Genomic DNA, 22,521 nt, shown 5'->3' with positions numbered 1-22,521 from the left:
AAGGCATAGTCTGATTTCCCGTCCGTTCATTAATAATTCGGCGCTAAGCATAAGCATCAATACAATATATATTGACTTTCTACAACTTTTACGATATAACTACCAATAGTAACTTTATTTAGCCCTAGAGACGGCTAATAAGAAGAGGAGACGAGATGGGTAAACTCATTAACGCATTAAAGCGTTTGCCAAAGCGTACGACTGCACTTGTTGCGATCGTTGCTGCCGCAATCGTTGTCCCTGCAACGTTGTTTGCATGGGGTCCAGACCGACCGACTTATACAATTAATAATCCGGCCGATCACATTACGTTCAACTCAATCACCGACAACCCTAGTATCGGTGACGAGCGAAACTTCGTTGGTATCCGTGAAAACGGTTCCAACAGCACCTGGAGCGACAACATTACCGTCCAACCAGGTAAAGAATACGTGGTTCGTATGTACGTCCACAACAACGCAGCTTCAAGCCTCAACCTTGTTGCTCAAAATGTAACTGCGAAGGTAAATCTTCCTACAAACACAGCTAAGTCACTTCAAGTAAATGGCTTCATCAACTCTACGAACGCAAGCCCGCAAGAAGTATACGACCACGCTGTTATGAATAGTGATAAAGACTTCAACCTTGCCTACCAGGCTGGTACACTGAAGTACTTCACAAACGCATCTGGCGCAAACGGATTTGACATCCCTGAAAGTGTTTTCACAAGCGCTGGTGCTAAGCTTGGTTACGACAAACTTGATGGTAAGATTCCTGGTTGTTTCCAATACGCTGGTTACCTTACCTTTGTCGTAAAACCACAGTTTGCTACTCCACCAAGTTCAGACTTTTCAGTCAACAAGCAAGTACGTAAAGATGGTACGGGCGCAGCTTTTGCTGAGTCTACCAACGTCATGCCTGGCGACACAGTAAACTACCGTATTGAAGTAAAGAACACCGGTAACGCTACGATTAACAACGTTATCGTAAAAGACAAGCTTCCTACTGGTATGACTTTCGTGCCTGGTACGGTGAAGATTCTTAACGCTAACAACCCAGGTGGTGCGTATATTCAAGATGGCGACAAAATTGTCACAAGTGGTGTCAACATCGGTGCCTACAGCGCTGGTTCAAATGCACTTGTTATCTTCAATGCGAAGGTAGCCGCAAACGACCAACTGCCTACTTGTGGTCCCAACAAACTCACAAACATCGCTTCCGCTCAACCTGAAGGTCAAAACCCTAAAGAAGATGGCGCAGATGTAAACATTCCTAAAGAATGTAAGCCAGAAGCTAAGTATGCCTGTGACGCATTAACCGTTACAAAGATCGAGCGTACTAAGTTCAAGTTTGAAACGAAGTACACAGTTGAAAACGCAACATTGAAGGGTATCCAGTACGTTATCCGCGATGAGCAAGGTAAAGAAATTGCTCGTCAAAGTGGCTCTGACTACACTCAGGACAAGGTTGGCAAGTACACCGTTGAAGCTATTCTTACCGTCACGGTTGATGGCCAAGACAAGACTGTAACCAGTGATGCTTGTAAGAAGCCTTTCGAAGTTGTAAAGGAGAACACTCCTGGTATCGTCATCGAAAAGAAGGTTGATGGCGTAAAGCAAAAACAAGTTGGTGTTGATCAAGAATTCACTTACCAACTCGTTGTTACCAACACTGGTGAAGTAGACCTTACCGATAGTGTTGTGACTGATAAAGCCCCTGCTGGTGTAACGTTTATCAAAGCAAGTGCTGGTACTATTGCCAACAATGCTTGGACGTACACAATTGCTAGTCTTAAGGTTGGTCAAAGCACAAGCTTTACTATTACCGCCAAAGTTCCTAACTACGTAGCAGGAAACATCGTTAACACCGCATGTGTTGACTCACCACAGGTTCCTGGCACTCCAGACAGCTGTGACAAAGCAACTGTTGAAGTTCCAAAGCCATGTGTTCCTGGTACTGACGCCGCTTGTACTAAAACTCCGGAAATTCCAAGCGAACTTCCCAAGACTGGTACGGGTGATGGCATCATCGCCATCCTCGGCGCAGGTTCATTGATCGCAGCACTTGGCTACTACATTGCCAGCCGCCGTGCGCTTAGCGCCTAAGAGACTGACCGCTCTAAAAAAGAAGGCCTAGCCTCTTGAAGAAACCACCCCTGTAAAAAGGGGTGGTTTTTTGGTATACTAAAAGTACTATGGCCAAACAAAAGAAGAAGCGCAACAAACAATACACCGGTGCAAATGCAAGCATTAAGCAGCCGTCCGTCACCAAGCTGACGGCCGCAAATCGTTCACCGATTTCTCAGTGGTGGTTTGAAAAGCAAAAGTTTGTTAAGCCCGCTCTTATCGCCGGCGGCGTTGCGGTCATTGTGGTATGGCTCGTGATTGAGTTACTTCGTGCCGTCGGCGTCTTTGGGCGTTAACTTTTTGATAGGCAGGCGGAAGCCGAACGTACTTCCCTTTCCTTCGGTCGATTCGAACACGATTGACCCACCGTGGGCGTCGATTACTTTTTTAGCAAGAAATAGGCCCACCCCGGTACCGTCGGGCCGCTGCTTACGCGCATTAGTAGCACGGAAAAACTTAGAAAAAAGATGCTGCTGCTCGTTTTGCGGCACACCAATACCCATATCCGTAACGCGCACAACGGCCTGAGCATCCTCGATAGCCAATGTCACCGTAATCGTCGTGCCCTCGAGTGAATAGTAGATGGCATTATCAATAAAATTCATAATTACCTGACGTATCTTTGCTTCGTCGATCAGCAGCAATGGGAAATACGAGGGCTTCTTATATTTTATCTTTAAAGCATGCATCTTTACGGTTGATTGAAGGCTATCTACCTCTTCGGCAACAACTTTTGATAAATCAATCGATCGCTGCTCCAGCATGAACTTACCGGTTTGTAGCCGCGATACATTCAAGAAATCATTGATCAGATGCACCATGCGCTCACTACTGGCAAACGCCTCGTCAAGTAACTGACGCTGCGCGCCGGTAATCTTACCCGCATCTTCTTCAAGTACCATACTGATATACCCTTTCACACTGGTGAGCGGTGTACGAAGTTGATGAGACGCCATGCTAATAAACTCGTCCTTCGCTTCGTCGAGCCGCTGCAACTGCGAATTGGTTGTCCGCAGTTCCTTAGTCGCTTCCTGGATACGTTCTTGTAAGGTTTCATTAAAGGCCTGGATTTCATCAAACCGAATGGCGTTTTGAATAGCAACCGCCAGCTCGTCGCCAGCGATTCGAATAAGGTCGATATCGCGCTTGCTGTATGCCGTGCCACTCGTTTTATCTCCAAAAAACCAATAGCCAATTATACCATCGGAGGCCTCAAGTCTCGCCATTACGGCTACATCGAGAGCTCGGAGTTTAGCCTGAAGTTGATCCGGTCGAGCATCAAGCGTATCGGCTAAATATACATCATCAACCGTTTCGGCAGCAATACCATCTAGCAATCGTGAAAAATCCCCATAGCGCTCGCCCGAACCTAATACCCGATACTTACTTTGCGACGAAGCATTTGTAAGAATAAACGTGATATTTTCCGACTTTAGTGCCTCTTTTAAAACGAGTGTGCTCTTTTTTACCAGTGACCCCGTGTCAATTGAACGCACCAATACTGAAGAAAGATGATCAAGGACGTCCTTTGTGTCATAGGCATCCTGGTAAAATATAGCCCGCGTAATCTTATTCAAAAATCGTCGCAGCGGCTGGACGAAAAGGATGAGAATACCGACCACCGAGGTGGACAGAGCTGTTTGTAATAAATTGGGCTGTACACCTGTCACAAAAAAAGAGAAAAGTACTGCCGTAAAACTATACAATGAGCCGGCAACGATAAGGAGGAGAAGGTACGCAATAAAGCGCGCCACAATGAGACGCACATCAAAAAGCTGGCGACGCATCATACCATACGCAAAGCTGGCACTAAACAATAGTACGAATGCCGGAGTAAATACGACGAAAAATGTATTATGAAAAACGACAACCAAAACAAAGTTAAAGAAAATTAGCGCAGCAAACATAGATACGATGCCTACTAAAGCATACCGAACATACTCCTTAGCTCGATCTTTAAGAGTAAAGAAGCGACGGATCAAAATAAATCCGCTCAACCCCAGGGCTCCAACACTATACAAAGCAAACGGCACAATGAGCGGACCAGGTACCGGTTGAGCCTGACCACTAGAATAATCAACTGTCGTAAACAGCCACGGACTCATAGAGGCAATTGCCAAGAATACACCAGCAATAACTGCCCATTTTGGCGTTCGAGAGTAATAAGGGATATTGGTGGGAAAAACATTTGTGAGTAACAAAATTGCCATAGACATAAATACTGCCCACGCCATATCCAATCGAATCCAAAATAGCTGATCGAAGAAAATAGGGTTAACTGAAATATAATTGGTAACCGACCAGCCCACTAAAGCAATCGCAAAGAGCGAAAAATAACGATTAACCTCCTTGTGCGTGTTTTGGGCAAAAACCAATACCGCCAATATTAGGTTAACGATAACCGTAAAGCCTACAACATAAAGCTCAAGCATTATACTATTCATCATACGATGTTATACTAAATTCATAAAGCATAGAATTATGGCTATACCTATTGCAAAAATACTACACTACGCCAGTTTTGCCCCATCTGTGCATAACACGCAGCCGTGGCGATTTGTAGCAAAATATGTTGAACTATCTCTTTTTTCTGAACCAACTCGTACTCTGAAGGCCGGTGATCCTACAACTCGCGAGCTGTGGGTAAGTCTTGGTATTTGTCTTGAGGCTGTTATTCTCGCAAGCAAAGGCTTAGGCTATACAGCCACTATCACTTTTATTCAAACTGACGATCCCCTCCAAGAGATTGCTCGATTACGTTTTGAAGAAGCGACGGAAGCTCAGCCTGAATTACTCGAACTATTACAAAACCGCCACTCCTATCGTGATGACATGAAGCCTACCACACTGCCTCCTTCGCTCATTGCTTCATGCCGTCAGACAATCCACGATCTTCCTAACACATCTCTAGTACTGGTAGAAACGACTCAAACTATTCAACAGATTGCCGATATTACAGACAAAGGTATGCGCTTAGCGCTTAGCAGCAGCGCGTTTCGCAAGGAGCTGGCACCCCTTTTACACTATAATTGGTCAAAAAGTAAGACGGGTCTCCACGGATATGTCATGGGCCATAATTGGCTAGGCTCCATCTGGCAAAAATGGTCGATACTATTAGGCGTCGATGGTCAGCGCCAAGCAAAAGCCGATAAACAGCGTGTCTTACAAGCTTCGGGGCTTCTTTTTATTACTTCACGAGGGGACGTTCCTCATTTTTGGTTTGAGGTAGGGAGGGCGTATCTTCGAGTAGTTCTTGAAATCACTCGAGAAGGGTACGCACACTCTACCTTAACTGCTCCCGTTGAGGCAGCGCGATTTCATGAAGATATTGAGAAAATGCTCCACACGACAGATCGTATTCAATCCATGATTCGCATTGGCAAAGCGACTCACCCCCTCAAGCATACGTCTCCACGACTCCCCGCTGAAGAGCTCCTTACATAGCTTCAAGTGCTTGCGTGAGCTGTCTTGTATGACGCGACAGCTCACGCTTGTAGGCAAATGATACGATGTCTTTTCGTAGTTTTGAATCGAGAGAGATAAGTGTTCTTCCTGTTTGTAGGGGATGCTCCAGAGCAATTTGACGAACTGCATACGCTGCTACGGCTCCGGACATCAAGGCTGTGCTCCCAAGTTGGGGTTGAGTAACTATTTTCGTGCCCACATCTAGAAGCGATTGCTGCATGCGCAACGAGACATTTTTTACGCCAATAATTTGCATGGCGTATTTTAACCATTCTTGCTTACCGACTTCGCGATCAAGTAGCTCCTCAATATTACCCACTAGCCCATGAAATAGTGGCAAGTTACCGTCTTTGTCAAATCGTTCCACGTCAATCATAACATCGTCGCCGAGATCGGTTGCCATAACAACGGGTATACGACGCTTGCGGGCCTCTACCCGAAGCAATATTTTCATCTTTAAGTCATCGATTTCATCTACTACAGCGTCAAGCTGCCATGGGGCTTCAAAAAAACGCTGTATCGAATCTTTTGTAATATCCTGATCAAACCGCTCAATTTCAAGGTAAGGGTTCATTTCATAAAGCTTTCGAGCTACCACTAGTGACTTTGACATGCCAACATCAGCCACACCTGCCACGATTCTATTGAGATTCGAGGCGCTAATAACTGCACCGTCGGCAATTTTTAGTCGCTTAGAACCGCCGGTAATTGCAAGTGAAAGTGCCACATTGCTCCCCACGCTCATGCCAACACAACCTACCGAAAATTCGGCATACTTTTGCTGCTCCTCAACTGTTAATAGATTTTTATTTCGAATAGTCCGCGATTCTTGAAAGAGTTCATCTTGAAGTATATGCACCAACACACCAGTCCAGGGAAAATATACCCATGATCCCAATTGCCACGACTGTTGACCCGCATAGTGCTTTAGTAAGTACTCTTTTAGCGATTCGCGTTTTACATCAAGCGAAGCTCGATATAACTGCGGATGGCGACTTACAGTAAGCTCAGCAAACTGTTCATCGTAATTATCAATTACCCTAAGAATAGTCTCACGTTCTATCAGTGCCTCAAAGGTCTTGTGGGCATTAGGCTTATCCATTTCAACAATAATAGGATTCCAACTCAAATTATCATGGTGAGCTTCTTTATACGCCCGCTTTAGTACGGCGGGCCACTCGGTTGTATGATCACTCTGCGCAAGTCTTCCCTGGCCCATCAAGTCTCCTTTTCGACCCACTTATGTTTTGCGCCGTGAGGAAAATGGGTCGAATCACCAAACGACACCAAGTGAACTTGGGGTCGAACCTTCACCCCAATCACTTCATGAAGCTTGTGGAATTCGGCGTTCAACTTTACTAGCTTCTCTAAAATAACTGCTTCAAGTGTAAGCTGATGCTGCGATTTGGCTATAAACCCGGGGCGTAGTTCTACGTTAATTTCAAAGTACTGATCCATATCCGAATAATTTTTCGTGCTCATGGTAAACAAGCCTGTTGTCCACTTTCTTACACGGCGGTCAATCAATGCGGCCTTTATATTTTCTGGATAGATATTGACGCCATAAATTGTTGTCGAAAACAGCTTCCTGCCATGTACATACAAAAACGGTTGGTGAAGCTTTGGAATATTCACGTTATATTTTTGAGCTAATTCATACAGTCGATCATGAATGGGCTCGATCGCCTCTTGAAACGATACTATTCCACCCGCATCTTGAATATCATACCGGATAAGTGGAACGCCCGAACGCGCCGTAAATACTAAGTTATCTTGTACTTTTTCAAAATACCGCCGCCGAGGATCGTATTGCACAAAGGAGGGCAAAATTGGTGTACCAAATAGCTTTTGCCGTACCCGCGAGCGCTGATTATATATTCTGCGAATCAAAATTGATAGCGGCGTCTCGACACCAAAAATGCCAGCATCAGCACTCCCATAAATGCTACTTGTGTCATAAAACGGATCTTTCGATCCTAGTTCCCGCAAAACATAATCACGCCATTCTTCACTAAATGACTCGCTTGCAAGCAAAAGACGCACTTTCAAATGCCGCCAGTTAATCCCAACTCGTCTTCCCTCGTCTAGCATATCTTTTATGAACGGTGGGTAACCTATTAATACAATCTGCTCATAGTTTCCGGCCAGGTTTTTAATCGCTTTTACCGTCTCTTCCCTCTCAAGACCAGGGGTGACGACATTTACCGGACGCCCTTTGTCGGCATACAAAAGGGTAGCGGTCGTGGTAAATGTTCCGGCAATCCAGGTTCCCATAGAAAAGCACACTACAGCAAGCGTTTTCTTGGTTTGCATTGCGAAACTATTATCATAAATCTCACCAAACATCTCGCTACCCTCTATGTCCTGGTAAGTTCCCCTTGGCCAAAAAGTAGGCACACCCGAGGACCCCGAGCTCACTGACACAATATGATTTGAAAAAAGATCTCCCTCAAAACAGAGATCTTTTAGCGGGTATTGACTTAAGTAATTTTTTTTATCGACAATAGGAACGTACGCCTTAAAATCAGCAATGGTTTTAATTTTTTTGTGGTCTACCTTTTCCTTGGCTAAAAAGTCCTTATACGCAGGAACTTTTTGAGCGGTTTCGTGAAAAAGCGCAAGCGCTCTCTTTTCTCCGGCCATTTCTAACGAAGCTGGGGATTTTGCCGCAAAAGCTAAAAGAGGCTTTTTCATAGATATAGTTACATCCTTCAGCCATTCACTATAAATTATCTAGTAAGATTTGAAAATATACACATAACCGGTATAAATGCCAGCATCTGTATGAATATGCCATATGGTGCTACTATAAGAACTACGTATGACAAAAATTGCCATTATTGAAGACGACCAAGTTATTAGTCAAATGTACCGTATGAAATTCGAGGCCGACGGTTTTGAGGTGCAACTAGCGGACAACGGCAAACAAGGTGTAGCCATGGTAAAAAGTTTTTTGCCAGACATCATTCTTCTCGATCTCCAGATGCCAAATATGAATGGCGAAGAGGCGCTTACGCAAATCCGCGCCGCCGATTGGGGCAAACAAATTCCTGTCATTATCCTTACTAACCTAGGCGAAGAAGAGGCACCTAAGTCGCTTCGTTCACTGGGTATCCATAGCTACATCGTTAAAGCCGATCTCACGCCACGCCAAGTTGTCGCACGGGTTAAAGAAGCTCTCGGGCTGGCCTAGTTCTCTACCCTACGCATTGCCGCAGCAATAACGTTATCAAAAAGTGCCGCTACCGTCAGCGGGCCGACGCCACCTTTTTCGGGAGTGATCGTAAGATCGTCACGTTCTCTCACGCTTTCGTCAAGATCCCCTACAATAACGCCTTTTTCGCTTGCCGTTCCCGCATCAACAACCACCGCGCCTACACTCAGCATTGCGGCAGTGACCAAGCGAGGGACGCCCGTTGCTGTTACCACAACGTCGCTTGAGCGCAATTCCTTAGCTATATCAACCGTCGAGCGATCGAGTACATTCACCATAAAACCACTGCGTGTCCACATGCGAGCAAGCGGCGCTCCTACAAGACGACCATTCCCCACAATAGCAATGCGCTTATTTTCAAGAGCCACCCCATACCCCGCTAGTAGCCAATTAATTGCAATGGCGGTCGCACTATCAAAGGCGGCGTCATTACCCAGCCCATCAACATCCTTTTCAGGAGCAATGAGGTTCAGAATTTCATCGGTTTTGGCCGGATCGTCCAGAGGCAACTGCACAATAACACCATGAACCGATTCATCGTTATTCAGCCGGTTGATCACTGTCGGCATTTCGGCTTCAGTAACCGTTTCTATATCTGTTTGAATCAGAATGTCTGCACCGTACGACTGCTTTAAACGAACGTACGTATTTATAACTTTTGAGGCACCGGGTGTTTTGATAATAACGAGCTTAGGGAATATTTTGCGCGCCTGACGAAGCCCCCGCACTTGTCGTGCTTGGCGCTCTTTAATATAGCCGACTAATTCAGTTCCATTTAAGCTTTTTGTCACTATGCTTTATTTTACCACCGTGCTACAATGAGCTCAAGATAACAATAGGGGAGAAATAGCAACAATGAAGTTCCTTTCATTATTAGGACAAGCGTCAGATCAGTACTACGGTGATCCATACATGTACGATACAAACTCAATGTATGGCGCGAGTTCGCAAATGGACAGCGCGACTGCGGCGGGCGTGTTGGCATTTATGCTTATTTTCGGCCTTATTGCTGCACTTGTCGGTTACGTTATTAGCGCGTTTCTCCTAAGCCGCATCTTTAAAAAAGCCGGCGTTGAAGCCTGGAAAGCTTGGGTACCGATTTACAATATGTGGGTTCTTCTCGAGCTGGGTGACCAAAAAGGTTTTTGGGCCGTTATCGCGCTTATTCCGATCGTTAACATCATATCGGTCGTTATGCTGATCATAGCCGAATACAACATTGGTCTCAAGCTTCAAAAAGAAGGCTGGTTTGTGCTCCTTGCCATCTTCTTGCCTATTGTATGGCTTATCTGGCTCGCTTTCGACAAATCAACCTGGAAAGGGCTAGAATCCGCAAAGCCAGCAGCATCGACTAATGCAACACCTCCCCCTACCACTCCTACACCGGCACCATAATCGTATTTTCACATATGGCTCAGTCTAAAAAACAGACTCCGCAAAAAAAGAAATACCTCTTCACCGCACTTATTGCAATTGTGGTGATAGGTATTTTTCATATATGGCTTTCTCTTACCAACCCTTACGCCAGCTGGAATATTGTTCAGCAACCGTACATCACGACCGTAGCGGAAAATAGGATCGAAGCTAAAAAACAATTCGATCTTCATGTGTACAGTGGGGTTGCCGCACAAGCTGTGGGCTACTACAAATCAGGTTTTCTCATAGTACAGAATGCGTACACGGGCAGCCCAAAGGCACCCACCTCCAACCCCAATGAGATCATCGACTATATTCACAATCTTCGCTTCGATCCTTCAAAACCCTACCTCATTTCAGGTGATCAATTTAGTGTGTTATATCCGCGCAACCTTGGTGTCTTTTATAATTCTTTGCTCGATCCTAAGACAATTCATAATCAGAAAGATTGGGAGAATCGCCAGCGTATCTATCTTCAGTCGGCACTGTATGCGCTTGACGCGTTCACAAATGGCGATACGTTGACGACTACAATCGTCCCAACGGGAGCTAAATCGGTTGCCTTAACAGAAGTTCACCCCGGTTCGGTACCCTCAGATACACTTTATGGCATACTGTATGCATTTAATGCACTTCAAAACGATTCACCCTACAAAAACAGTCCTTATAAGCTTCAAACGACAAAAACAGTGCGGGATATCCTCGCCTCAAGGCGAGCGGACCTGCAAAAATTGCTCGGCATTTATCTTTCTCAAGTTCAGGATCCTCATACAAAGCTTATCCGTAATGATCTCCACCTTGCGGCTGCCCGCGATGGAGTTACCCGCGAAAGTTCGTTTTACGATAATGTCATCTTGTGGAAGACTCTTTCGCTCGCAAACGACCTTGGAATCCAAAGCACACCCGATTCCCAGCTAGCAGCCCTCCATGAAGTGATCCTGGCGCGATATTGGGATGAAAGCGAAGGGCACTTCAAAGATGATATCCGCAATCACGACCCAAAAACGAACTATTCTTCAGATTGGCTTATCGCACTTCCCACCGGCTTTCTTAGCGCCGCCAATCCGGCCCACCTCCCTTATATTGAAAAAAGCATTCACTTTATTCGTGACCAACATATTGCCGACCCATTCCCTATAAAATACCAGGCTAAGCTAAGTGCAAAGGATGTCCCCTGGGTAGTAAAAACATTCGTTCCAAATTATGGAGGGGATGCCATATGGAGCTATTGGGGCGCGCAATACATTACGCTGCTCGCCGATACCTACGAACAAACTCATAATCTCAGCTACCTTACTGATGCCACGCAAGCCGTGCAAAAATATCGTCAAAAAATGGCCGAAACACGCGGTTTCCCCGAAACATTTACAGCAAATGGTGATTTCTTGCAAAATGGTGTCTATAAAAGTATCCGTCAAACAGGTTGGGTGGTACAATTCGAAGCAGCTGAGCAGAAAGTAAACGCATATGAATGATATCGCCCATTTCTTAGAGCAGCTCATGAAGACCGTTCCGCTGGAATTGTTTGTTTTTATCGGCACATGCATCGATGAGATCATTTCACCCATACCCGCCCTCCTCGTCCTTCTCCCTGCCGGTATTGCCGCTCATGTCCAATCCTTACCGTGGTGGTACTTGGGAGTACTCGCCCTTATATCAGGGGTTGCACGGGCTCTCAGTGGATATATTCTTTATCTGCTTGCCGATAAATTAGAGAATGTCTTATTTGCAAATGGCCGCAAGTTTTTTGGCTATACTCACAGACAAATTGAATCCTACGGTATAAAATTAGGCAAGGAAAAACCGGCAAAAAGCTGGTGGATTCTTTTTACGATGCACGCGCTGCCTGTTTTTCCCGGCACGCTTTTATCGTTAGGAAGTGGGTTTATCAGACTCCCACTTTCCATATTTTTTACCTCATCCGCCCTTGGCTCAGCCGTGGCAGCGATATTTTTCCTCGGTCTTGGATATTCCGGCGTACAAACGGCAGAACTTCTCGGCCACTTAGACACGACCACGCAGATTACCACCGTCATTCTTGTTCTTCTAATCGCCATGTGGCTGATATGGCGATACAAGAAAATAAAAGCTCACTCTACAAAATCCTAGTGATGCATTTGCCTATGGTTCATTCCATTAATAATATAACCCCAATCCATCTGCCATGCTTTCATTGCGTCGATCTGACGTGACTGTGTTTCAATAAGCTGGGCAGCGGCAATTTTGATTTGGTCGTGCTTGGCGGAAGTGCCTGCTTGCTTTGCTATATCGACCGACATCTCCAGATGCGAAATCATAGTATCAAGGTATGCCTTATCAAAATCATCACCTGTTTTTCCGTTTGTCGCGTCCATATTATGCATCTGCGAGCTCGTGCTTTGGTTATTCGTTATTGCCCAAGTTACTGCTACGGCGATAACACTCCCGATAATAAGTCCGCCCACACCATATAAAAGCTCTTTCTTCATGCTCTTAAGTATACAGGTTTTCTAAATTATTAATTACCAAGTGTATCAGCCATTTACCCGTGCTTTTGCTTCACGCAAAAAACAGAGATCACGCTGCCTAATAAAATGTCCTCCGTAGTTTGTCGGTTCATCATTTTCAAGAAGTGCGATTGCTTCATCAATGTTCTTGGCTACTACAGTCTCGGCGCCCTCTTCAAGCTCACCTTCTTCCAAAGCAGTTTCACCTAAAGGTGCGCTTTGCCTTGCGATGTAACAATACGAGTGCTGCTCCATTTGCATACCGTTACGATACTCAACTATCTCACCAAGTTCACTTTCTATCGTGGCGGGACAGCCAACCTCCTCAAGCAATTCCCTATACAGCGCATCTTCTCGTGGCTCGCCTTCGTTCACTCCTCCGCCAGGCAACTTATGGTAATGACGGGCCGACATTTTGAGCAGATATACTTCTCCTGTATCCGAAAAGAGTACTGCCCTTGCTGCATTACGCGTAAACCATCCGTCGGGTGTAAGGTTTTTAGCGTCAGTAAATACGTCTTCGTCTCTCAATGTCAGTAATTGCTTCATACGTTAATGATACCAAATATCTGGTATAGTAAGGCATGCCCTAACACTACGGGCAGTTGTTCCTCGCAAACAAGGTGGTCTACGTTTTGAGTAAACTCGAAGTTGGCATTCTCGCGCTTTTCATAGCCTGGATGGTGTCTGCTCCCGGGTTCGCCATTTTCTTGGGAATCCTGGCGCTGTTGGCTCTCATAGGCCAACTCATCGGAGAGAACAGTGCGACACTCCTGATTTACATTATCCTCACAATGGCCGCAAGCTATATCTTTCCGATTGTTATGGCAGTATTACACAGACAACTTCGGTGGCTGTTGATCGTTCCCCTTGTCACGTCGATTCTTTTTGCTTTCCCTTCCTCCTTAGTTGCCTTGGCGGGATGCAGAGCAGGAAACGGAACAGCTATATGGGCCATGCGAGCCATTCCCGCGCTTCAGATTGGCGAGATCTTCGCCCCCAAAGGCCAGGGAATGACCTGCGTCGACTTCTAGTGATGTCCGGTTCTGCGTACGCTGCGGAACCGGACACAAAAAATCTGTAAACTCACAAAAACAATCGCATAAAAAGATACCCGCCAGGCGCAGGTAAAAATAATTTTCCACCAGGCATCCCCTCATCGAAGAATAGAAATTAATATTAATAATACATGACTAATATCCTCGTAAGTCATGAAGTCAAATCTGGACTAATTGAGACTCATCACTCTTTTGTAGTTTATCGTGAGCCCATTTTGTGAGTTCAGGAATGTTCTCGATCTTTGGCCCAAATGTTTCAAGTTCGTCTATCTTTACCCACTCAAAATCACTATACTCGTCGTTCAAAGTAATATCACCAGATATAAACATGCCCGCAATATGCGGCAATATCATACTATTACCGTCTTTTTTACGAAAAAGTAAATTGTAGGTTTCATTAGGTAATACTGCTATCTTGGCATTCTTGCCGATTTCTTCGTCTTTTTCACGCTTCATCCCCGCCAGAATAGTTTCGTCGGTAACCTCCATCTTGCCGCCAATAAATGAATAGACCCCGTCGTAATCCATCTCGCCCTTACGGCGTGCTAACAATACTTTCGACTTGTCGTTTGATAGAACAATGAGTTTTTGGCAGTACTGAAATAGAGTTGATGAGTTCATTTTTCTAGTATAGCAGAGGACTTTTTTCAAAAATCATCAGGGGTAATTTTTTACGAAAATATTATGGCAGAGATGCTCACCACGATCACCGACATCACCCGGCCCCGAACCGCCACCGTGCGGTCGACACTCCTGAAAAATCACTACGTACACTTGTACGTCTTTTTATTGCTGAGAGGTAAGCTAGTAGCCCTCAGACCGGCAGCTTTTGGCCGCTAGCCTGAGGACTTCTCTGCTATATCCTTGAGCAGCCTATTCCTTTATCCGGAGAGATAATGTATGGCATCATCTCATCCGCGAGGACAGTGATCGGCCCAGGAGGTGTCGACGCAGCGCAAACTGCCAAAAACAGATTATCGAGGCCTCCTGGGCTTACTGTAATGGCAGCACCAGATAGCGCTCGTACGGTGAGGCGATTGTTGGTGAATTGCTCGAGCCTTTTCGCCAAGTAGGCGGCACACTCTAGTCGACAACCGTCTAATTGACTACATACCGGAAGGAAGTCAAGCTGTCGGTCTTCGGCGCCAACGGCCATGCATTCCACACACCTGTCGAGCATAACCCGCAAGTGACTGCCAAGCATTTACCCTCCTCAACTGGAATGATACTTATTTATCATAGTATAAAATCTCGTGCTTAGTAACTAACAAAAAGACTTCCGAAGAAGTCCTTTTGTAATAATATCCTGGAGGGCCATAGTGGTCGCTATCGCAACCATAATAACGAGAGACCAGGTACTCAAGGTAGACCTAGATCAAGAGCAGTAGAAAAAAGTTTGAGATTATCTGGCAAGTTGGGAACGTAGAGTAAGAAGTTTTTTAGCATTTTCATTTATTACCGTCTCGTCGAGACGACCATCATTTACCGCTGCCTCTATACCATTTATGAGCACGGATGGATCGATAGCAGAAGCTTCATCTTGGTGATCAGTTACGAAAAGTAAAAGATTATTGCCCGCCTGCAAAGCGGTAATGGAATTTACTACTGGGTCTTTATACCTGCTATCACCGGAATTCTGAAGCATAATCATATCGTCTGTCACTATTATGCCCTTGAAGCCGAGCTCATTTCGTGCAATATCGTGCCACTTTTTTGATAATGAAGCCGGCGCGTCGTCGACTACCTCGTAGCGTAAATGGCCGAACATCACCATGTCGGCACCAGCTTGGATTCCAGCCTTAAAAGGAAGAGCGACGCGTTGCTGCCAGTCGGGGTAGCTGGTCGAAGCTGTAGGAATAGAGGTATGGGAGTTGGCATTCGTTTCCCCATGACCCGGGAAGTGTTTAAGCGTTGAGAGCGTTTTTCCTTTTGAACCCTCTACGGCTTGAGCAACACGCTCACTGGCAGTCTGAGGCGTCGTACCTAAAACACGCGGAAAGATAAACGAACGCGGATTTGCAGTGACATCCGCCACGATACCAAAATTAAGATTCAGCCCCACACTCTTTAGCAGATCGGAACGTTTGCCGAACGCATCCCTGGTGGTTGCAGGCGGCATGTCGGGCAACGTAAGAGCGCCTGGAAAGGTATCCGCAGCCAAGCGTTTTACCGTATCACCCTCTTCATCGACAGCCAGCAAAGGCGGGAGTTTCGGATTGGTGATGAGTGCTTTGGTCTCAAACTGAAGTTCGGCAAGTGTTGCGGGAATGTTGTCGCCCATAAAGATAAGTCCGGCAGGCTTATGGGCTGCAAGATAGGGGGCTAGGTTGGTGCCCGGCGAGTGAAAGAGAAAAAGACTAGCAATTTTATCGCGGAGGGTCATTTTTGCCAAAACCTCATCGGGATAGGATAGCGGAGGCGGAGAAGGACTGGGTTGCTCCTGCGGTTTTTGCGATTGCGATGAAGTCTCGACGGGGTTGTTATCTTTTTTGTCGTTCTGATAAGCTAACAAACCGCCAACCCCCGCCAGTAATATAATGGCTCCAATACCTATGATGACGAAGCGCTTCCTCATATTGCTTAGTATAAGCTGGCTCTCACAAAAAAGCACGAAGCTAGCTGCTCGCAAGTTGTAAGAATAAGCAATTTCATGTAGAGTTATGATAACGTGATAACAAAAGAGGGCATGTGATGATTCGAGAAAAAACGATCCGCAAAGAGATCGCTGCTAAAATAAAAAAATACATGGAGTTACCCTTTATTTTCGGTATGCTCTCGGTTATTATCCTTGCCGGAATGATGATCTCAGTGCTTTTACCGGGTAAGCAAGCACAAGCCGCACCATACCTTGGCTGTAGCGCAAATGGATTTATATTTAAATACCAAGGAAATCCAGACACTGACGTTCGAGCCATCGATATGGTAACCGGAACCGATTCATCCGCCGGAACGATAACTGCCCGCAACTTTAACGCAGTCGGCTACAATCCTAATGATAACTACTTTTACGGCTGGGATCTAACAGGTAGCGGAACTTTCATGCGCTTTAAGAGCGACTTTTCTGCAGCCCCTGAATCACTTACCATTAGCAGCTACTCAGGGCCAACAACCAATATCTTCGCCGGTGATGTAGATGAGAACGGCCACTATTGGTTCTTTACGGTGGGTGGCACAACAACCTGGTATGAAGTCGATCTTACTACCCCAGTCCCTACTTTCATTGGAAGTGGCAACACCGCAAATCCAACTGGTAATGAAGGTACTGACTGGGCATATATTCCCGGCACCGATAGTCTATATAGAGGTATGGACAACGGTACAAATATCACTATCGTTGCCTTTAATCGTACAACTAAAACATACTCAACCATAGGTGTTGTATCAAATATTACCGCGGCCGCCGATCGCAACATGGGGGCAGTCTATGCCGATCCAGATGGTAACTTCTATATGTCGTCACATCAGTCTGGCAGAGTATGGCGAGTTGATTTAAGTGGCACGCCACCATTTACAGCACAGCAGCTAGGAGCAAGCGATGCAAATAGTAATGATGGTGCCCGTTGCGCCTTAGCATCAGTACCAGTTGACCTCGGTGATGCTCCAGACACCTACCAGACATTAATTGGCAGCGATGGCCCTCGACACAGTATTGCCAACTTCAATATTAATACAAGTACCGCCCCACTAATGCTTGGTACGCACATTGATATCGAAGCCGATGGCTTTCCAGGTGTGCAGGCAAAAGGTGACGATAACGATCACCAAGGGTCTGCATATGTCGATGATGAGCGCGGCGTAACAAGTATCGTTGCAACACCTGGTACTCCCACTGCTTTAAGGGTGCCGGTTAAAGTCACGAATACCAGTGCGTCAGCCGCAACGCTTGCTGGCTGGATCGATCTGGATAACGATCAGATTTTCGAAGCAGGAGAGCGAGTCACGACTAGTATTCCGGCAAATTCGGGAACGGTGAGCTATGAGCTGAACTTCCCAAGCACCACTTTTACCACTAATACTTATGCGCGATTTCGTGTGTTCAGTGGTACTGTAGCTAATCCCCTTCCCACCGAGCCAGTAACTGGTGGTGAAGTGGAAGACGTTCTCGTGCAAGTAGGAAGTTACGATGCGAGCAAAACCGCCAACCCAGCAGAAGGAAGCATGGTAAGCCCCGGCCAAAATGTTACCTATACGATAACTATCCAAAATACTGGCGCTACCGCACTCACAAACCTCAAGATTGATGACGATCTATCGAACATACTCGACGATGCGACCGTAGAAGGTATGCCAACCGTTACCCCCGGCTCGGCGGGCACGGCAACCATTAACGGAAATATCCTTGAGTTTGTTGGTGACATACCTGTTGGACAATCTGTAGTGGTAGCCTATACAGTAAAAATTAAAGCACTTGGCACGCTAGGCAATAGTCAGCTTTTAAATACTGTTACTGCAGCTCATTCCACTAGCTGTCATCCCGATGTCGTAAACGGAGCGCTTGTGGTTAGTGATTCCGACTGCCAGACGAATCACACCGTGAACACAACTCCCCTACCGAGTACAGGAAGCAATATTATACTCCCTATAATCGTAGCCGCGGGATTAGCCGTTTTGTCGGGTATTGGATTTCTTTTGGCTCGAAGGCAACAGCACCACGATAGGAAGTAGCTTGAAGAAACTGTTCGCCCCGCGCAAACTTTGGCTCATCCCATGCTGCCTGGCCCTTGTGAGTGGTATTTATATACTTCTTGTTGCTTTAGCACCGGCCTACATCCCTACTGTCCAGCCCCAAGCAATTGAACAGAAGCTGGAGAAAGCGCCCGAGATAAAAGAAAATCGGCTCTACATTCCTGCCATCGGCGTTGATGTTGCTGTTGTAGAAGGTGATACTGAAGCAGTGCTCGAAAAAGGCGCGTGGCATCGTCAGCCAGAGAATGGTAACCCCGAAAAAGGCGGCAACTTTGTGCTTAGTGCTCACCGTTTTCAAATGGGTATCACCCCTCAACACACAAATGAAAAATCGCCCTTCTACCACATCGATAAGCTAAAAGAAGGCGGCGATATTTACGTAGATTATAATGGCAAGCGTTTTGACTACAAGATTACCCGCAAATACCAAGTAGATCGTTACGCCATTGCCATTGAGGGCCCCTCCACAGATGCTAAGATGACATTATACTCTTGTGATTTAAGAGGAGAGCAAGCTGGGCGCGAAGTTATTGAAGCCAGGCCAGTAAACGCTAGCCGGTAGCATAGAGAAAAGATCATAGCACCAAAAAGACTTCCGGAGAAGTCCTTTGTAAATAATATCCTGGAGGGCCATCTGAGACTTGAACTCAGGACACCCTGCTTAAGAGGCAGGTGCTCTAACCAGCTGAGCTAATGGCCCGTATTTGTAAGATGCATCTAAAAATATTAGTGGCATTTACTCCTAAGAATTATACCGGAAAGACGCTATTTTGTCTAGAGTTCGTCTTTTTTGCTATTGATGAAGGCGCCCCATTGCCGCATGAGGTAGAGCACGGTTTTAAGCGGTAATTCGATGACCATATCGAGCACCGTGGCAACGATATTGATACGAGAGTATTTTTCACTCATCCAGCGACCAACAACTACAAATGGAATGTAGAGGAAGTCACGGATGACCGTAAAGCCATCTTGCTGTCCTTGCACCACTTCGAGTTCGCGAATCTGACGAGAAAGGCGGAAACCGAGGAAGCTGGCGGTAGAAAGAAAAACGAAGAAAATGAGCATATGTAAGGCCGAGAAACCAAGTGTGTAAAGCCCCCATGCGGCGGTTGCAAAGATGACCAGGAAAAAGAGCGAATAGAGGACATTGAAAGCAGTCCCAAACCCGCGATTAGTACGCTGCGACAAGACAAGCGCATCGTCCTTACCGTAAAAGAGCTCGTCGATCGTATCAATGAGTGCCTGCGTATTAGCCGAGCTTGGCTGGGTAAGTGTGAAACGAAGCAGAATCATATAGACAGGTGGGAATAAAAGATTAATAGCCAGCGGCAACCACACGATAGCACCGTGAATAAGATAATCGTACGGTACTTCGATAGATACACCGATTAATACTTTAGTAATGATCAGAAAAATAACACTTTTGATGATTCCACGATTAATACGTTTATCAATACGTGCATATTCTTTATTAATTTGCGTTTCGTAGGCCGAAAGGAATTGCTCTCGCGAGTTAAGAATACGCAGGAAATCCTCGTGCTCATCGATAAGCCGCCATAAGATACGAAACGGTGCACCGCGGCGATCAACCGCGCGGATAAGGCGCTCTGTGGTTGTGGCCGCAAATACCTTATCGATCATTTCGTTGGTTGTTCGATACGCACCTGTATTTGGCGTTTGCTCGTAGCGTCGTAAAAGGCTGGCGCGGATTGATGCCTGATCAGATTTCAAGAGTGCGCGCTGAACCGCAACAAACAAAGCGACCTCATAGTGATGGATCGGTTCGCCAAGAACTTTCTGCTTATCGATACTCGCCAAGAAATGATCGTACGAAAATTGCGAAAACGTGATGCGCTTAGTGTCATCGTTAAGCAAACGTTCGGCCTCTACTGCTAAGATATCGATCGTCCACGCGTCTTTATTATAATTAGTATGAGCCGCATAATACTCCACCGCCATCTTGCTGATTTTTTCAACCGCATGAACGGGAACACTGTCATTCTGGAGATAGCCAGCGAGCGTCAACTCAACGATCAATTCTTCTCCACTTGATCGGATCCGCCCATCATCACGTGTTAAGAAAAGTCGTTTATAAAAACGACGGATAGCCCGCTGTAAAAGGAGATGCTCTTCAGTGTATTCTGCGGCGTTACGAAGCTGTTCGTAGGCAAAGGTAAGCGTCCGGCCTGCGCCGGTAACATGCACCTTTTGCGCATGACCGTCATTTGCGGCCGTTGCATCGATACGGGCCTCCGCCCCGCGAAGTGCACCCGCAAACTGCTGGCCAAAATTATTTAACATATTTGTCATAAATGATACCTATGGTACACCCGGTAGGATTCGAACCTACGACACCTGGTTCCGAAGACCAGTGCTCTAATCCACTGAGCTACGGGTGCGTACTAATGCTTCAATAATTATACCAGATTAATCTGTTTACACCACCATGACGTTCATCAAATTTTAGTTCTTACAGGTAGGCTAAAATTAATACATTTTAATGATAGAGTATCTGACGTCGGACAGTAGATGCCGACGTCAGATACCCATCGATCAGGACTTCCTGGAACTCAGGACCGCCGCGAGGGTGTCCTCCAAGAGCCCCGGCCGGTCCGACTGTAGCCCGGCGCGAGGTCCGTCCAAAATCCTGTCCAGGGCAGCCTTGACCTCGTCTCGATACTCATCCAGCTTGCGCACGCCCACGCTACGGAGGCAATCCTGGGTGGCCTCACTGACGTAGAGGATGCCCTTGTTGCCGTTGTAGGACTGGCTGAGCTCGGCAGCAACCCTGATGCGATAGTCGGCCGGCACCGCCGCCAGACCAACCGCTTCCAAGGGAGTGAAACCGGGCTCATTCAAGCTCGCTGTCAGCCCAAATTGCTCAAGCAGAGCCTGGGCAATTTCCAAGCGCTCGACAAGCTCTTCTTTCGAAATCCGCTTAACCACGAGTTCGGCCTTTCATAGATGAAAATCCAGATCGATTACCGGTACAATATACCACATTCCTGATTAGCAATATCTTCAGACTATGAGCTATAATTTTAAGCAAGATGGATATACACACCAATATACCTATGAAAAATTACACCACCATGCATCTTGGTGGTAATGCGCGTTTCATGACAGATGCTCACACGCCCGAAGAAGCAATGGAGGCATGCCGCAATGCCTACAGGCAAAATCTTCCTATTTTTATCTTGGGCGGAGGGAGTAATCTTATTGTCTCCGACAACGGCTTTCCTGGCATAGTTATCCGCAATCGTATTCCTGGATTTGAAGTAGTAAGTGATGACCCAAGCCACACGATCATTAAAATTGGAGCCGGCGAGAACTGGGATAGCGTTGTAGAGCGCGCGGTTGGCATGAACTTAAGTGGTATCGAAGCACTTTCGGCAATTCCCGGAACTGCCGGAGCCGCTCCTGTGCAAAATATTGGAGCGTACGGACAAGAAATTGCCGACACGCTCGTTTCGGTCGATGCGTACGATATTGAGAATGATACGCTTGTTACACTCCAAAATAACGATCTTGGTTTTTCGTACCGACACAGTATTTTTCGCGGCGAAGCAAGCGGTCGCTATATGATTCTTGCTGTTACACTAAAGCTTTACAAAGCCGCGCCTCAACCGCCCTTTTACAAGGCTGTTCAAGATTATCTTGAAGCCAACTCGATTACCATATTTACCCCTCAGGTTATTCGTGATGCTGTCATCGCTATCCGCACCGATAAACTTCCCGACCCTAAAGTACTTCCAAACGCTGGCTCTTTCTTTAAGAATGCCATCGTTGAAGATTGGCAACTAAACGATCTCAAAACCACCTATCCTGATATACCTACCTACGATATGCCCGACGGGCGTTTTAAAGTGCCGACCGGTTGGCTTATTGAACAGACCGGCCTCAAAGGTCAAACGCTCCATGGCATGAAAGTTCATGATAAAAATGCGCTGGTTCTCATTAACAAATCCGCCAAAAGCTACGCTGATCTCGCAGCTGCTCGCGATGAAATTCAAACCGCCGTGCGCGATAAATTCCGCATCGAGATAGAGCAAGAGCCGCTCGAAATATAGCACTTGCACACCATGCCTAAA

At 46.2% G+C, this 22,521-nt stretch carries 22 protein-coding genes and 2 tRNA genes; 11 read left to right on the top strand and 13 right to left on the bottom strand.

What is annotated here, in order from left to right:
- Positions 1-155: 155 nt before the first annotated feature.
- Together VFH06_02515 and VFH06_02510 are read left to right on the top strand one after the other, a co-directional pair.
- Positions 156-2,084, top strand: coding sequence for an isopeptide-forming domain-containing fimbrial protein (locus VFH06_02515; GenBank protein ID HET6746955.1), 1,929 nt, complete (start codon positions 156-158; stop codon positions 2,082-2,084).
- Positions 2,085-2,173: 89 nt separating this feature from the next.
- Positions 2,174-2,401, top strand: a complete 228-nt coding sequence (locus tag VFH06_02510) for a hypothetical protein (GenBank protein ID HET6746954.1) — start codon at positions 2,174-2,176, stop codon at positions 2,399-2,401.
- On the opposite strand, the gene VFH06_02505 is transcribed toward VFH06_02510, so the two are convergent.
- The gene (locus VFH06_02505) at positions 2,369-4,537 is read right to left on the bottom strand and encodes an ATP-binding protein (GenBank protein HET6746953.1); all 2,169 of its coding nucleotides are present in this window, start codon (positions 4,535-4,537) and stop codon (positions 2,369-2,371) included. The genes VFH06_02510 and VFH06_02505 overlap by 33 nt on opposite strands.
- Positions 4,538-4,586: 49 nt before the next feature.
- On the opposite strand from VFH06_02505, the gene VFH06_02500 reads away from it, so the two are divergent.
- Entirely contained in the window at positions 4,587-5,549 is a 963-nt protein-coding gene (locus tag VFH06_02500; protein ID HET6746952.1) for a hypothetical protein, read from the top strand.
- On the opposite strand, the gene VFH06_02495 is transcribed toward VFH06_02500, so the two are convergent.
- Complete coding sequence (locus tag VFH06_02495) at positions 5,542-6,789, bottom strand: ThiF family adenylyltransferase (GenBank protein HET6746951.1); 1,248 nt, start codon at positions 6,787-6,789, stop codon at positions 5,542-5,544. The genes VFH06_02500 and VFH06_02495 overlap by 8 nt on opposite strands.
- Positions 6,789-8,264 (bottom strand): hypothetical protein, encoded by a 1,476-nt coding sequence (locus tag VFH06_02490; protein ID HET6746950.1) that lies wholly within the window; start codon positions 8,262-8,264, stop codon positions 6,789-6,791. The genes VFH06_02495 and VFH06_02490 overlap by 1 nt, the downstream gene beginning before the upstream one ends.
- A 127-nt stretch (positions 8,265-8,391) precedes the next feature.
- Between VFH06_02490 and VFH06_02485 the strand changes: the two genes are divergently transcribed.
- Positions 8,392-8,763: a response regulator transcription factor gene (locus tag VFH06_02485; GenBank protein HET6746949.1), complete on the top strand. Its 372-nt coding sequence runs from the start codon at positions 8,392-8,394 to the stop codon at positions 8,761-8,763.
- Here VFH06_02485 and VFH06_02480 read toward each other — a convergent pair.
- A complete protein-coding gene (locus VFH06_02480) occupies positions 8,760-9,575 on the bottom strand; it encodes a bifunctional 5,10-methylenetetrahydrofolate dehydrogenase/5,10-methenyltetrahydrofolate cyclohydrolase (protein ID HET6746948.1) in 816 nt (271 codons plus the stop codon). The two genes, VFH06_02485 and VFH06_02480, sit on opposite strands and share 4 nt — an antisense overlap.
- Before the next feature lie 64 nt (positions 9,576-9,639).
- Between VFH06_02480 and VFH06_02475 the strand changes: the two genes are divergently transcribed.
- Genes VFH06_02475 through VFH06_02465 form a run of 3 tightly spaced genes read left to right on the top strand, consistent with a single transcriptional unit; the run spans position 9,640 to position 12,309 of the window.
- Positions 9,640-10,179, top strand: a complete 540-nt coding sequence (locus tag VFH06_02475) for a DUF5684 domain-containing protein (protein ID HET6746947.1) — start codon at positions 9,640-9,642, stop codon at positions 10,177-10,179.
- A 14-nt stretch (positions 10,180-10,193) separates the two neighbouring features.
- Complete coding sequence (locus VFH06_02470) at positions 10,194-11,675, top strand: hypothetical protein (protein ID HET6746946.1); 1,482 nt, start codon at positions 10,194-10,196, stop codon at positions 11,673-11,675.
- On the top strand, positions 11,668-12,309 hold the full coding sequence (locus VFH06_02465; GenBank protein HET6746945.1) for a VTT domain-containing protein: 642 nt from the start codon (positions 11,668-11,670) through the stop codon (positions 12,307-12,309). Before VFH06_02470 ends, VFH06_02465 begins: the two co-directional genes overlap by 8 nt.
- Here the strand turns inward: VFH06_02465 and VFH06_02460 are convergent.
- A complete protein-coding gene (locus tag VFH06_02460) occupies positions 12,306-12,668 on the bottom strand; it encodes a DUF305 domain-containing protein (GenBank protein HET6746944.1) in 363 nt (120 codons plus the stop codon). The genes VFH06_02465 and VFH06_02460 overlap by 4 nt on opposite strands.
- Before the next feature lie 45 nt (positions 12,669-12,713).
- Entirely contained in the window at positions 12,714-13,235 is a 522-nt protein-coding gene (locus tag VFH06_02455) for an NUDIX domain-containing protein (GenBank protein ID HET6746943.1), read from the bottom strand.
- A gap of 86 nt (positions 13,236-13,321) precedes the next feature.
- Here VFH06_02455 and VFH06_02450 point away from each other — a divergent pair, with 86 nt between their 5' ends.
- A complete protein-coding gene (locus VFH06_02450; GenBank protein ID HET6746942.1) occupies positions 13,322-13,720 on the top strand; it encodes a hypothetical protein in 399 nt (132 codons plus the stop codon).
- A gap of 183 nt (positions 13,721-13,903) precedes the next feature.
- Here the strand turns inward: VFH06_02450 and VFH06_02445 are convergent, their stop codons facing one another.
- The 3 genes from VFH06_02445 to VFH06_02435 all read right to left on the bottom strand — a co-directional run bounded on the left by VFH06_02445 (position 13,904) and on the right by VFH06_02435 (position 16,319).
- Complete coding sequence (locus VFH06_02445) at positions 13,904-14,365, bottom strand: NUDIX hydrolase (protein ID HET6746941.1); 462 nt, start codon at positions 14,363-14,365, stop codon at positions 13,904-13,906.
- A 235-nt stretch (positions 14,366-14,600) separates the two neighbouring features.
- Complete coding sequence (locus tag VFH06_02440; protein ID HET6746940.1) at positions 14,601-14,900, bottom strand: hypothetical protein; 300 nt, start codon at positions 14,898-14,900, stop codon at positions 14,601-14,603.
- A 246-nt stretch (positions 14,901-15,146) separates the two neighbouring features.
- Positions 15,147-16,319 (bottom strand): glycoside hydrolase family 3 N-terminal domain-containing protein, encoded by a 1,173-nt coding sequence (locus VFH06_02435; protein ID HET6746939.1) that lies wholly within the window; start codon positions 16,317-16,319, stop codon positions 15,147-15,149.
- A gap of 116 nt (positions 16,320-16,435) precedes the next feature.
- On the opposite strand from VFH06_02435, the gene VFH06_02430 reads away from it, so the two are divergent.
- Together VFH06_02430 and VFH06_02425 are read left to right on the top strand one after the other, a co-directional pair.
- Complete coding sequence (locus VFH06_02430) at positions 16,436-18,409, top strand: GEVED domain-containing protein (protein HET6746938.1); 1,974 nt, start codon at positions 16,436-16,438, stop codon at positions 18,407-18,409.
- Between the two features lies 1 nt (position 18,410).
- Entirely contained in the window at positions 18,411-18,992 is a 582-nt protein-coding gene (locus VFH06_02425; protein ID HET6746937.1) for a class E sortase, read from the top strand.
- Between the two features lie 61 nt (positions 18,993-19,053).
- On the opposite strand, the gene VFH06_02420 is transcribed toward VFH06_02425, so the two are convergent.
- The 4 genes from VFH06_02420 to VFH06_02405 all read right to left on the bottom strand — a co-directional run bounded on the left by VFH06_02420 (position 19,054) and on the right by VFH06_02405 (position 21,376).
- Positions 19,054-19,130, bottom strand: a tRNA-Lys gene (locus tag VFH06_02420).
- 74 nt (positions 19,131-19,204) lie between these two features.
- On the bottom strand, positions 19,205-20,740 hold the full coding sequence (locus VFH06_02415) for a hypothetical protein (protein HET6746936.1): 1,536 nt from the start codon (positions 20,738-20,740) through the stop codon (positions 19,205-19,207).
- 12 nt (positions 20,741-20,752) lie between these two features.
- Positions 20,753-20,829: transfer RNA gene (locus VFH06_02410), tRNA-Arg, on the bottom strand.
- Positions 20,830-20,983: 154 nt separating this feature from the next.
- Positions 20,984-21,376 carry a hypothetical protein gene (locus tag VFH06_02405; protein ID HET6746935.1) on the bottom strand — a complete coding sequence of 131 codons (393 nt, stop codon included), beginning with the start codon at positions 21,374-21,376 and terminating at the stop codon, positions 20,984-20,986.
- 104 nt (positions 21,377-21,480) lie between these two features.
- Between VFH06_02405 and murB the strand changes: the two genes are divergently transcribed.
- Complete coding sequence (gene murB / locus VFH06_02400) at positions 21,481-22,500, top strand: UDP-N-acetylmuramate dehydrogenase (protein ID HET6746934.1); 1,020 nt, start codon at positions 21,481-21,483, stop codon at positions 22,498-22,500.
- Positions 22,501-22,521: the final 21 nt, after the last annotated feature.

This window comes from Candidatus Saccharimonadales bacterium, from assembly GCA_035697325.1.
Taxonomy (GTDB): Bacteria; Patescibacteriota; Saccharimonadia; order Saccharimonadales; family Saccharimonadaceae; genus JALRBM01.
Note: the sequence above shows the minus strand (reverse complement) of the source record. Positions and strands in the feature narration are given on the sequence as shown.